Genomic DNA, 12,985 nt, shown 5'->3' with positions numbered 1-12,985 from the left:
TAACACGACCCGGGTTCTTTGACGGCCGTAAGAAGACCCGAGGGTGGCTACGCGAGCCAGGGGGTGAGGACGTCGGCGAGCGGATACGCGGCCACCAGGTCGGCACCTCGGGCGCGGGCAGCGGCGTACGCCTCTTCACCCAGCACCTTCTCCACCTCCGCCAGCAGGTCCGCGTACCGCGCCGAGCTCAGCGGAGGCAGAACGGCGCCGATCCGTTCGAGCAACGCCGTGCGAGCGCCGAGCAGTTCCCCCGCCAGCGACGATGACCCCGACAACAAAGCCACGTGCGCCATCCCCTCCAGGCACCACGGCACGAGCAGCGGGTTCCCCAACTCCTGCAGCCGCCGAGCGCTGTCGGCAAAGTACTCAGAAGCACGCCGCACGTCGCCCCGAGCCAGCTCCGCGTGCCCGAGGAACGACAGCGTCACCGCGATGCTCCACCGCTCGTCGAACCGCTGCACGATCTCCAAGCTCTCCCGCAACACCGGCAACGCGGCGGAGATGTCGTCGCGGTCCAGCGCCAGCATCGCCACGTGCTGCAGCGACTCCGCGACCCCGAGTTCGTCGCCCCGCTCGCGCAGCAGCTGCAGCGCCTCCTCGTGCAGGGCGGAAGCCCGCTCCGGCTGCCGCAGCGCGTACGCAGACGTCCCCAGCACCCGCAGCACCTCGGCCACCCGCCCCGTGTCACCCATCGCGCGGTAGTGCATCAACGCCTCGGCGCCGTACTCGTTCGCGACCCCCGGCCGGCCCTCGTACGACGCGAACAACGCCAACCCCAGCAGAGCCGAGGCGATCCCGAGCCGGTCGTCGAGCGCACGCATCACCGCGAGACTCTGCTCCGCCAGCCGGGTGGCCTCGCGGAGCGAGCCGAGCAGGTACCGAACGGTCGCCAGCCCGATCAGCGCCGTCCCCCTCGAAGCATCGTCGCCGAGCCGATCGGCGACCGCGAGCGCCTCGGAGTACGCCGCCAGCGCGTCCTCGTACCGGTCGCGCATCCGCGCCAACATGCCCTGCACGTTCAGCACCTTCATCAGGTCCGCGTCGGAGCCCTCGGAACGGGCAAGCCCCAAGGCCAACGAGCAAAAGCGGTGCGCCGCGTCGTAAGCCCCGTGGTCCAGCGACAGCATCGCGGCGCCGACGAGCGCCTCCACCCGCAGCGCGGCAGGCACGGTCTCGAGGCCGGGCAGACCGAGCGTCTCCGCCAGCCGCTGCCGCCCCTCGCCGAGGAAGCCACGGTCGAACCAGAACGTCCACAGCGCCACGCAGAACCGCACAGCCATCGCGACGTCCAACGACTCGGCGCAGAACCGCAGCGCCGCACGGAGGTTGTCGTGCTCGCGCTCGAGCACCTCCCAACCGTCCCGTTCCGCCTCGGCCAACGCGAGGAAGTACGTCGCGTGCCGCCGCCGGAACTCGTCAGCCTCGCCGGCAGCGCGCAGCTGCTCGAGCCCGAACTCGCGGATCATCTCCAGCCCCGTCACCCGCTCGGTGCCGTGCCGCAGCAGGCTCTTGTCGACGAGCGCACCCAGAACGTCCAGCGAACCACCCCCGACGGCGAGCGCCGCGTCGACCGTGCAGCCACCGGCGAACACGCTCACCCGCCGGAAGAGGGACTGCTCGGAAGCATCCAGCAGCTCGTAGCTCCAAGCGATCGCGTCCCGCATCGTCTGCTGCCGCGCGGGCAGGTCGTGCGGTCCGCGGACGAGCATCGGCAGCCGCTGGTCCAGCCGGTCGAGCAGCGCGCGCGGCGGGAGGACGCTGACCCGAGCCGCGGCCAGCTCGATCGCGAGCGGCAGCCCGTCCAGCCGGCGGCAGATCTCCGCGACCATCGGCGCGTTGTCCGGCGACGCGAGGACGTCGGCACCCATCGAGCGCGCCCGTTCGACGAACAGCTGCACCGACGGTGCGGCCGCGGCCACCTCGGCGGAGTCGGCGGGGCCGGGGACGGCGAGCGGCGCGATCCGGTACTCCCGTTCGCCCCGGATCCGCAGCGGGATGCGGCTGGTCACGACGATGACGAGGTCCGGATACGCCTGCAGGAACGGCGCGATCATGTCGCGCGCGTCCAGCACCTGCTCGAAGTTGTCGAGCAACAGCAGCAGCCGCCGCGAGGACTCGGCGGCAGGCAGCCGTTCGGCGAGCGCGGCGGCCTCGCGTTCGTCCAGGCCGAAGCGTGCCGCCACGGTCGGCAGGACGAGTGTGTGGTCGGTGAGCGGCGACAGGTCGACGAACACCACGCCGTCGGGGAACTCGTCCGCCACCAGGGAAGCGACCTCGACCATCAGCCGGGTCTTGCCGACGCCACCCGGCCCGGTCAACGTCAGCAGCCGGACCTCACCGCGCCGGATCAGCTCCGACACGGCGGACGCGACGCCGGCCCGACCGATCAGCGGGGTCAGCGGCCGCGGCAACGCCTCCCCCACCAGCACGGGACCGGACGGGAGCGCGGGTTCGGCGCGGCCGGGACGCGCCGCCGCGCGCAACCGGCCGCGCTGCTCGTCGTCCAGCTCCAGCGCGGTGGCAAGCAGGTTGACCGTGTCGAGGCGAGGCGTACGGCTGGGGTCGCGTTCGAGGTCGCTGATCGCCTTCGCACTGACTCCCGCTCGTTCGGCGAGCCCCTCCTGGGTCAGTCCGGCCGCGACCCGAAGCTCGCGCAGCAACGCGCCGAACGGAACGCTCATGCCAGCATCGCCCGCGCGGCGCGAACGGTCTCCGCGGCCAAGTCCGCGATGCCGAGCTCGCGCATCGAGCCGACCGCCGCCGCGTACGCCTGCTTGCCGAGCGCCTCCTCGACCGCGGACACCGACGCCTCGTACCGCTCCCTGGCGAGCGGCGGCAGGTTCAGCCCCGTCCGCGCGAGCAGCGCCTCGCGTAGGCCGACCAACCGGGCCGCAAGCTCGTACGCGCCGCGAGCGGCGGCCAGCTGCGCCAGCCCCTGGATCGGCCACGGCAGGTGCACCGGATTGCCGATCGAGGCGTGGATCTGGGCACTCGTCGCGAACAGCTCGGCGGCGCGCCGATGCCGGCCCCGTGCCACCTCGAGCTGCCCGAGCAGACTCGTCGTCACCGCGATCCCCCACTGCTCCCCGTACCGCTGGACGATCCCTAGGCTCTCGTCCAACACCGACCACGCCCTGTCGTGATCGCCTCGGTCCAAGGCCATGATGCCCAGATGCTGGAGTGATTCGGCCACCCCGAGCTCATCGACGCGCCCTCGGACCAGCGACAGTGCCTCCTCGTGCAACCGGTCGGCCCGCGCCTCGTCGCCGGCGTAGTGGGCGACCATGCCGACGATGCGCAGGAGCTCCGCGAGCCGCCCGGTGTCGCCGAGCCCGCGGGCGAGGGCGATGCCTTCCGCGCCGTACGCCTCGGCCTGCTCGTACCTGCCGCGGTAGCACGCGACGATCGTCGCGATCAGCAGCACGCCACCCAGCCCCGGCCGGTCGCCGAGGTCGCGCATGCTGACGACGCCACGGTCGGCCAGTTCGGCCGCCTCGCCGAGGTGCCCGGACGCGTACTTGGTCCAGGCGAGACCGGCCCAGGCCAGCCTCGCGTAGACGAGATCGCCGCGCGCGTCGGCGCGGCTGTACGCCTCGGTGAGCGCGGCGGTGGACGCTTCGTAGTTGTCGCGAAGGCGTTCGAGGACGCCGAGCACGTGCAGGATCACGACCAGCCAGTGCTCGTTGCCGGCGTCGCGGGCGAGCGCGACGCCCTCGGCGCAGGCGGCCGCAGCATCGTCGTACGCGCCGAGCTCCATCGAGTGCATCGCGACACCGGTGAGAGCGCGGAGCCGCACCGCCGGCGCAACGGTCTCGACGCCGGGCATCGCGAACGCCTCGACTAGGTGGGCCTTGCCCTCGGCGAGGTCGCCGCGGTCGTACAGGAACTTCCACAGGGCGCCGGCGAGCGCGATCGCCGTGCCCACGTCGCCGTCGGACTTCGCCCAACGCAGCGCGGCGCGGAAGTTGTCGTGTTCGAGCTCGAGCTGGGCGTAGACGGCGGTGCCGGCCTGGCCGCCGTAGACGACGTACACCTGGTCGGCGAGGTCGCGGAAGTACGCCGCGTGCCGGCGGCTGACGGTGGCGGTCTCGCCCTCGGCGAGCAGCCGCTCGCGGCCGAACTCGCAGATCACCTGCAGGCTGCGGATCCGCAGCTCGCCGTTCGGGCCTTCCTCGTTCATCGTCAGCAGGCTCTTGTGGGCGAGCTCGCTGACGATGTCCAGGAGGTCCACGCCTCCGCAGACGGCCTCGGCCGCCTCGAGTGTGCAGCCGCCCTGGAACGCGCAGATCCTTCGCAGGACGGCCTGTTCAGCAGGCTCGAGCAGCTCGTAGCTCCAGTCGATCGCGTCGCGCATGGTCTGCTGCCGGGCCGGGAGGTCGTGCAGGCCGCCGGCGAGGAGCGGCAGCCTGGTTTCCAACCGTTCGAGCAGGGCGGCCGGCGGCAGGAGCGGTACGCGCGAGGAGGCCAGCTCGATCGCGAGCGGCAGCCCCTCGAGGCGCCGGCAGATCTCGGCGACGGTCAGGGCGGTACGGGGATCGGCGAGGTCGAGCTCGACGCCCATCGCGCGGACCCGGTCGACGAACAGCTCGACGGCCGGCGCGACGGCGGAGACCTCGGCGGAGTCGGCGCGGTCGGGTACGGCGAGCGGGGCGACCCGGTACTCACGTTCGCCGCGGACCCGCAGCGCCATCCGGCTGGTCACGACCAGGAACAGCTCGGGGCAGGCCTCGACGAGCTCGAGGAGATCGAGGCGGGCGTCGACGAGCTGCTCGAAGTTGTCCAGGACGAGCAGGGTGCGGCGGCCGGTGACCGCCTCGCGGAGGCGGCGGTTGAGCGAGGCGCCCTCGCGCTGGTCGACGCCGAGCCGTTGGGAGATCGCGCTGAGGACCAGGCCGGGGTCGCGGATCGGCGAGAGGTCCACCATCACGACGTTGTCGGGGAAGTCGTCCCGGAGCCTGGTGGCGACCTCGATGGCGAGGCGGGTCTTGCCGACGCCGCCCGGGCCGGTGAGCGTGACGAGCTGGGCGCCGCGCCGTACCAGCTCGGTGACGCCGTTCGCCACGCCGGCGCGGCCGATCAGCGGGGTGAGCGGGCGCGGCAATGCGCGGATGACCGGTGTCGTCGGGCGTACCTGCTCCGGCGGGCTCGCCGGGCTGGGACGGGCGGCGGCGAGCAGCTCCGAGCGGCCGTCCGTACCGGCGCCGAGCGCGTCGGCGAGCAGCGTGACGGTGTCGAGCCGCGGCGTACGGCTGGGGTCGCGCTCGAGGTCGGAGATCGCCTTCGCGCTGACCCCTGCTCGTTCGGCGAGCGCCTCCTGGGTGAGGCCGGCAGCCAGGCGCAGCCGCCGGAGCAGCGCGCCGAAGCCCTGGTCGTCCGTCATCCGCGTCCTGGACGTCCGGCAAACGGGGAGCGCTCGGGGAGTGCTCGTCCTGGGACCGGCCGCGCGCCGCCGCCACGATGGTCACAACCGCGCCGCTGGGGGTGAGCGGGGCGACCGAGGAGGGGGGCCGATGTCACCGGACGAACTTAGAGCCCGGTCCAGACGGCTGCTCGAGGAGGTGTTCAACCAGGGCGACCTGGCGGTCGCGGAGGAGTTGATCTCCCCGGCGTACGCGCTCCACGACATCCGTGCTGGAGCGGCGCCGACGGGTATCGACGGGTTGCGGCAGTACGTGCGGATGCTGCGGCTCGCGTTCCCCGACATCAACGGCTATCTCGAGGACGTCATCGCGGACGGAGACCGAGTAGTGCAACGCATCTCGGTGTCCGGCACGCACCTTGGCGCCTACCTGGGGACCCCGCCGTCTGGGCGGCGGGTCGCCTACGACCTGATCCACATCGATCGCTTCGGGCCGGACGGCCGGATCGTCGAGAGCTGGTGCATCGACGACCAGTTGGGCCTGCTGCAGCAGATCGGTGCGATCGCGGCTCCCGTTCAGACAGGGGTATGAGCAGATGACCAGGCGACTGCCACTCGGCTCGCGGGTCGGCTGACCCACCAGACCAACGACTGCCGTAAGCGTCGACACTGAGGTCCCGCCACAGGGGCGAGGCCTCTTGGAACCCGTATCCGTGCCCGGTGCGATCCCCGTTCCACGTCGACGTCTTGCGGCAGTCGTTGCCGTCTAGGCTTGGTTGCCATGTCCGAGACCGAGTTCCCGCGCACGATCGGCAAGGTCGCCAACCGCGAGCTCGCGTTGAACGGGTACACGACCTTCGACGCCCTGGCTCGCGTGAGCGCCTCCGCGCTGCTGCGGATCCACGGCATCGGCCCAAAGGCCATCCGCATCCTCGGCGAGGAGCTCGCCACCCGCGGCCAGTCCTTCGCGGACTGACCTACTCCTCCGGGACGTTCGCCATGAACGCGCTAGCGGCGTTCGAAGCGCCAGGTCTGTGGGGCGAGGTTGTTGCAGAACCACTGGGCGACGTTCGCTCCCGGCGCTCCCGAGCCGCCCGCGACGTCGAGGCAGTGGCCGCTCGCGCGGGACACCACCTTGTAGTAGCCCCTGCCCACGTTGACGATGCGCCAGTCCTGAGCCGGTGCGGCGTTGCAGGTCCATTGCCGTACGTCGGCGCCGGCATCGGGCGACCCGTTCTCCACGTCCATACAGAGCTGGCTGTTCTGGCCCACGAACGTGTACCACCCTTCCGCCCGGTGCGTCACGACGAAGTTCTGCGGCCCCAGCCCGTTGCACGTCCACTGCTGGATGTTGCCGCCCGGCACGCGCGAGTCCGCTGCCACGTCCAGGCAGTGCCCGGAGATCACGGCGACCGCCCGGTACGTCGCGCCGCTGACGATGCCCGCCGCGTCCTGCGAGCCGATCGCCGATGCCGTCGCGTAGTACGGCTTGCACACCGGCCCGTCGTAGTCCGTCGCGATCTCCAGCACCCGCGCACCATCGGCGGAGGGCAGCAGCGGCGAGCTGTAGTTCGGGCAGAAGTTGTTGTACGGGTTGGTCACGGCGACCGGAGCGGGGATCTCGTACCAGTTCCCATGCGCGCCCTCGGTGTTGACCAGCACCGTACGTCCGTTGTCCGCGGCGACCGAGCCGTTCGCGTTCTGCAGGATCTGCCCGACCAGCAGCAGCTTGCCGCTCGAGTTCCCCACGCTCGGCGCCCAGGCCAGCGTCGGGGTGTGTGTGAAGTACTTGCCGTCCACCGTCTGGGGCCGAATCCCCAACGCTGACGGGGTTCCCCAGCTCCATCCGTCCGCAGAGTCGCGCCAGTGCACGACGCAGTCGTACTGGCCGCCGAGCCCGCAGATCTCGTACACCATCACGTACCGGCCGTCCGGCAGTTTCCGCACCACCGGCATCCCCGGTCGGTGCCCGCTCGCCGTGCTCGCGACGGACGCGCTGCGGTCGGTCCAGGTGATGCCGTCGGTCGACCGCACCTTCATCAGCTTCTGGCTGTGCGCGGCGTCGGTCTCGTCGGCGTAGTGGCACACCAGGCGACCGTCCGACGCGACGGAGAACTCCGGCTCCCAGGTGCCGCGGGTGTTCGGCGCGGTGACGCAGTTGGACAGGTACGACCAGGACCGCCCGATGTCGTTGCTCTTCCAGATCCGGATCGCCATCGGCCGCGCGTCGGCCCGTACGGACGCCGCCCACAGCAAGGTGCCCGCGGGCATCGCGCCGATCTGTTGCGGCAGCTCGTACAGCGTCGAGCAACACAGCCCGCGTCCGTCGCCCGCCTCGGGGTCGGCGACGGTGCCGACCTGCGCGAACGTCGCCCCGGCGTCGGTGCTCTCATAGATCGCGCCGAGCCCGTCGACCGGGTTGCCGCCGAACGTGACCACGCTCGCCAGCACCCGCCCGTTCGCCGCGCCGTTGTGCTCGAGGCGGATCGCGCGCGGGTAGAGGCCGGTGTCGTTCCGCAGCAACGAGCCGGTCGCGGCCGGCGCTGGCGCCGCGGTGACGACCGCGAGCATGGTGGCGAGCGCTGTCGCGGCCAGCGTTTGGCCGAGGACGCCAAGACGTGCGGACATCGATCCTCCCGGGCTGCGGCGCGCTGGAAATCGATTACAGCGGCCACGCTAGGCGGGGGCTGGGCACGTGGACAAGGTGCGTGGCAGGTAGCTGCCTGCTCGCGCACTGAACCCGAGACTTTGGTCGGTGCGCTGCCTACCTTCGTCCGATGCGGCGGGGCGACCCGCCGTTGGCCACCTCATCGACCATCGGCCACCCCACCCGACCATCGGTCGGGCGTCGCCTCGTCCGTCAGCGATCGCCTGTCGGACCAGCTGTTTCTCGCCATCCGTTGGCCATCGTCGATGGCCCCCTGACTGGGCGGATCGCCTGCTCTGTCGGGGGATCGATGTTCTCGGCGGCTTGAGCTCGATTGTTCTTTGGCGAGCGGTTCGGCGGTTGGTGCTCGCCGTGGGCTGTTGCGGCGGTCGAGGGTGGTGGCCGGTCCGGGGCGCGTCAAGGGCGCCGTTCGAGGGCGCTTCGCGGACGGCGAACGACGTCGCTTCGCGACCGCTTTGCGGCCCTTGACTCGCCCCGGCCCGGCCACCAGTTCTTCACGCGCCGCCCCCTCCCCCGGGAACAGGTGCCCGGAGGAGGTTCCTTTGCCGTTCAGGTTTGTTGCCGTGCTTGCGTTGCTTGTGGGGTGCCCCCGGTCTCTTGTAGCTCAGATGAAGCCGGGTGGTTCCGTTCCCCCCGTTTTGTATGAAGGGCACCTTCATTCAATAGGTTCGTATGAAGGTGCCCTTCATCCCCGATCCACCGAGTGGGCTGGGTGGTCGGGCGGGTCGTTGCGCACGAATGCCCTTCTGGGCGGGGACGATGGGACTTGTCGAGAGTTCCAGGTCACCGGCGAGAAGGGCATCCGTGAGATGCGAGTCTCTCATAGTGTTTCGGCGGTTTTTGATGATCCGAATCTGGTTTCGTGCGCGGGATTGGTTCCGGTGCTGTCGTTGGCGCGGCGGTGCGGGCTGGCGCAGTTGGCCGGCGCGAGGGTCAGCATCGATGCCCCGGGTGGGGCGAACCCGCAGCTGAAGGTGCCGGCGCTGGTCGCCGGAATGGTCGCCGGCGCGGACTCGATTGATGACCTGGACCTGCTGCGGCACGGCGGGATGGACCGGTTGTTCGGCGGGGTGCGGGCACCGTCGACGTTGGGCACCTTCCTTCGCTGTTTCACCTTCGGCCATGTCCGGCAGCTAGACGCGGTCGCGGCAGCGTTCTTGGTGAACCTGGCCAGGCACACTCCGCTGCTGCCCGACGGCGATGAGTTGGTGTTCGTCGATGTCGACGACACCATCCGGCGAACCCATGGTCACGCCAAGCAGGGCGTCGGCTGCGGCTACTCCGGTGTGAGCGGTTTGAACGCGCTGCTCGCGACCGTGTCCACATCCACCGGCGCGCCGGTGATCGCCGCCACCCGGCTGCGGAAAGGGTCGACGCATTCGGCTCGCGGCGCCGCCACGCTGATCGGCGACGCGATCGGCACCGTCCGGAAGGCCGACGCGTCCGGCATGGTCATCGTGCGTGCGGACTCCGCGTTCTACACCCACCACACGATCGCCGCGATCCGCCGGGCCCGGGCCCGGTTCTCGGTGACGGCCCGGATGACACCGGCCGTGGTCGCCGCGATCAGCGCCATCGACGAGCAGACCTGGACGCCGATCCACTACCCCAACGCGGTCTTCGACGAAGCCGAGCAGTGCTGGATCTCCGATGCCGAAGTCGCCGAAATCGGCTACACCGCCTTCGGTAACCGCCGCGCCGGTGAACAGGTCACCGCCCGACTGATCGTGCGCCGAGTCCGCCGCCTCAACCCCACCAGCCACGTTCCCCGCAACATCCAACGCCACCTCCAAACCGACGCGGTGCAGGGCGAGTTGTTCGCGGCCTACCGCTATCACGCGGTGTTCACCGACTCTCCGATGCTGCTGCTACAGGCCGAAACTCAGCACCGCGGCCACGCCATCGTCGAACAAGTCATCGCCGACCTGAAGAACTCCGCCCTGGCCCACCTACCGTCCGGCCGGTTCAACGCCAACGCCGCCTGGCTGGTCTGCGCCGCGATCGCGTTCAACCTGACCCGCGCCGCCGGCACCCTCGCCTCGACCTTCCACGCCCGCGCCACCACCGCGACCATCCGCGCCCACCTGATCAACCTGCCCGCCCGGATCGCCCGATCCGCCCGCCGCCTCACCCTCCACCTACCACGGAACTGGCCCTGGGAACACGACTGGCAACAACTGTTCACCACCGCTGCTCAGCACGCCCCACCACACCCCGCCTAATGGGACCTGATCGGCGAGCCTCGAACGGATGATGTCTGGTTGGAGGAACGCTGGTCGCCGAGCCGCTGGCCGGTGAGCACTTCTGCCGCCTGGATCGATGTTCGACTCCTAGGGTTAGATCGTGCGCCGGCCGGTTGGTGAGGCTTCCTGTAGCGCTGATGGGGTGTCGTGCCCGTCGATGATGGCGTGAGCACTGATCCATTAGGTTGCCGCCGGGTTGCCTTCGGCTCGGACAGGTTCCAGCGACTCGGCGCACCTTGGGAGGTGATCGATGATCTTCGTTGGCGATGACTGGGCCGAGGATCATCACGACATTCACGTGATGGACGACAACGGTGAACGGTTGGCCTCGCGCCGGCTGCCGGAAGGGCTGCCCGGGATCCGGGCGTTGCATGACGTGGTCGCCAGCCACGCCGCCGTCCATGCCGAGGATCATGGCGTGGACCCGGCCGGGGTGGTGGTCGGGATCGAGACCGACCGTGGTCTGTGGGTCAACGCGTTGGTCGCGGCCGGGTACCAGGTGTATGCGATCAACCCACTGGCGGTGGCCCGCTACCGCGACCGCCACCATCTGTCGGGAGCCAAGTCCGACGCCGGTGATGCGAAACTGCTCGCCGACCTGGTCCGCACCGACCGCCACAACCACCGGCCGATCGCCGGTGACAGTGCGGGTGCTGAGGCTGTCAAGGTGTTGGCCCGCGGCCACCAGAACCTGATCTGGGCCCGCACCAGGCAGACCAACGCGCTGCGCTCGGCGCTGCGCGAGTACTACCCGGGCGCGCTGGTCGCCTTCGACGATCTCACCGACCGGGACGCGCTGGCCGTGCTCGAGCGCGCGGCGACCCCCGACCAGGGTGCCCGGCTGAGCGTCTCGTCGATCCGGTCAGCGCTGAAGCAGGCCGGGCGCCGCCGCAACCTCGACACCCGGGCCCGCGAGATCCAGGCCGCGTTGCGCACCGAGCAGCTGGCCGCACCCGTCCCAGTGGCGGCCGCGTTCGCGGCCACCACCCGCGCCGCGGTCGGCATCATCGCCGAGATGAACCGCCAGATCAGCGAGCTCGAAACCGAACTCGCAGCCCATTTTGAGCACCACCCGGACGCCGACATCTACCGCTCCCTGCCAGGACTCGGTGTCATCCTCGGCGCCCGGGTGCTCGGTGAGTTCGGGGACGACCCCACTCGCTACACCACCACCAAGTCTCGCAAGAACTACGCCGGCACGTCACCGTTGACCATCGCCTCGGGCAAGAAACGCGCCGTGCTCGCCCGCCACGTCCGCAACCGCCGCCTCTACGACGCCATCGACGCCTGGGCCTTCTGCTCCCTCACCCGAAGCCCCGGAGCACGCGCCCTCTACGACCAACACCGCGCCGCCGGCGACCTCCACCACCAAGCCCTCCGCGCCCTCGGCAACCGCCTCGTCGGCATCCTCCACGGATGCCTACGCCACCACACCCACTACGACGAACACACCGCCTGGGCCCACCGAAACCAAGATCAACAAACCGCCGCTTGACAACTTACGGACCTGGGGTGTCTAACCACCCCGACCACCCGGCCCTCAACGGGCCCGACCGAAGACCACACATGGAACAGCCGGCACCGCCCGGCAACCTCCTAGCGCCCAAACAACACCAGCCACAACAACGAACAGCAAACCCCCCGAAAACCGCACCACCAAACCCGAACGGTGGATCCGGGTTCATACAAACAGCTCGGCGCGGGAGCTCAGGCCAGGTGGGGGATGATGTCGCGGCTGTACGAGGCGAGCGTCTTCTCCCGGTCGTCGTGCATCAGGTAGATCGCGAACTGGTCGACGCCGAGCTCCTTCAGCTCCTGCAGCCGTTCCACGTGAGCCTCCGCCGGGCCCAGCAGGCAGAACCGGTCGACGATGGAGTCCGGCACGAAGTCCGTCGACCGGTTCCCCGCCTTGCCGTGGTGGCTGTAGTCGTACCCCTCGCGTTCCCTGATGTAGTCCGTCAACGCGTGCGGCACCGGCCCCGACGTTCCGTAGCGCGACACCAGGTCCGCCACGTGGTTGCCGACCATTCCGCCGAACCACCGTAGCTGGTCGCGCTGGTGCGGCAGGTCCGTTCCGACGTACGCCGGCGCTGCGACGCAGATCGTGATCGACGCGGGATCCCGCCCCGCGGCCGAAGCGGCGGCGCGCACCGAGCCGATCGTCCAGCGCGCGATGTCGGGATCCCCACACTGCAAGATGAAACCGTCCGCCACCTCGCCGACCAACGCCAGTGCCTTGGGGCCGTACGCCGCCAACCACATCGGCAGCGAGGCGCCAGCAGACACCCATGGGATCCGCACCGAGGTGTCGTTCATCGTCACCGCACGACCCTCGGCCAGACGCTTGATCGCGATCATCGACTCCCGCACGGTGGCGAGGTTCGCCGGCTTCAGTCCGATGACCCGCCGGGCCGAGTCGCCGCGGCCCATGCCGCACACCGTGCGGTTGCCGTACATGTCGTTCAACGTCGCGAACGTCGACGCCAGCACCGACCAGTCCCGCGTCACCGGGTTGGTCACCATCGGTCCGACCACCATCGACGACGTCGCCGCGAGCACCTGGGAGTAGATGACGAACGGCTCCTGCCACAGGATCGTCGAGTCGAACGTCCAGCCGTAGCCGAAGCCGCCCGCCTCCGCCACCCGCAACGTCTCCACGACGTCCCGAGCCGGCGGATCCGTCTGCAGCACAACACCAAAGTCCATCATCCAACC

The 12,985-nt window shown here is 70.3% G+C and carries 8 protein-coding genes; 4 read left to right on the top strand and 4 right to left on the bottom strand.

The annotated features are described in order from the left end of the window. Positions 1-47: 47 nt before the first annotated feature. Positions 48-2,681, bottom strand: coding sequence for an ATP-binding protein (locus JOD67_RS17555; protein ID WP_205118679.1), 2,634 nt, complete (start codon positions 2,679-2,681; stop codon positions 48-50). Then, positions 2,678-5,380 carry an ATP-binding protein gene (locus JOD67_RS17550; protein ID WP_205118678.1) on the bottom strand — a complete coding sequence of 901 codons (2,703 nt, stop codon included), beginning with the start codon at positions 5,378-5,380 and terminating at the stop codon, positions 2,678-2,680. Before JOD67_RS17550 ends, JOD67_RS17555 begins: the two co-directional genes overlap by 4 nt. A gap of 130 nt (positions 5,381-5,510) precedes the next feature. Here JOD67_RS17550 and JOD67_RS17545 point away from each other — a divergent pair, with 130 nt between their 5' ends. Together JOD67_RS17545 and JOD67_RS17540 are read left to right on the top strand one after the other, a co-directional pair. Beyond that, positions 5,511-5,951, top strand: coding sequence for an ester cyclase (locus tag JOD67_RS17545; RefSeq protein ID WP_205118677.1), 441 nt, complete (start codon positions 5,511-5,513; stop codon positions 5,949-5,951). 189 nt (positions 5,952-6,140) lie between these two features. Further along, positions 6,141-6,335 carry a helix-hairpin-helix domain-containing protein gene (locus tag JOD67_RS17540; RefSeq protein ID WP_205118676.1) on the top strand — a complete coding sequence of 65 codons (195 nt, stop codon included), beginning with the start codon at positions 6,141-6,143 and terminating at the stop codon, positions 6,333-6,335. A 32-nt stretch (positions 6,336-6,367) separates the two neighbouring features. Here JOD67_RS17540 and JOD67_RS17535 read toward each other — a convergent pair whose 3' ends face one another. Next, positions 6,368-7,987, bottom strand: coding sequence for an RICIN domain-containing protein (locus JOD67_RS17535; protein ID WP_205118675.1), 1,620 nt, complete (start codon positions 7,985-7,987; stop codon positions 6,368-6,370). Between the two features lie 849 nt (positions 7,988-8,836). On the opposite strand from JOD67_RS17535, the gene JOD67_RS17530 reads away from it, so the two are divergent. Further along, complete coding sequence (locus JOD67_RS17530) at positions 8,837-10,249, top strand: IS1380 family transposase (RefSeq protein ID WP_205121175.1); 1,413 nt, start codon at positions 8,837-8,839, stop codon at positions 10,247-10,249. Positions 10,250-10,520: 271 nt separating this feature from the next. Further along, positions 10,521-11,765 carry an IS110 family RNA-guided transposase gene (locus tag JOD67_RS17525; protein ID WP_205117517.1) on the top strand — a complete coding sequence of 415 codons (1,245 nt, stop codon included), beginning with the start codon at positions 10,521-10,523 and terminating at the stop codon, positions 11,763-11,765. Positions 11,766-11,977: 212 nt separating this feature from the next. Here the strand turns inward: JOD67_RS17525 and JOD67_RS17520 are convergent, their stop codons facing one another. Then, positions 11,978-12,976: a TIGR03842 family LLM class F420-dependent oxidoreductase gene (locus JOD67_RS17520; RefSeq protein WP_205118674.1), complete on the bottom strand. Its 999-nt coding sequence runs from the start codon at positions 12,974-12,976 to the stop codon at positions 11,978-11,980. Between the last annotated feature and the right edge of the window lie 9 nt (positions 12,977-12,985).

Origin of the sequence: Tenggerimyces flavus, from assembly GCF_016907715.1 — a bacterium.
GTDB classification, from domain to species: Bacteria; Actinomycetota; Actinomycetes; order Propionibacteriales; family Actinopolymorphaceae; genus Tenggerimyces; species Tenggerimyces flavus.
This window is presented reverse-complemented; position numbering and strand designations above follow the sequence as displayed.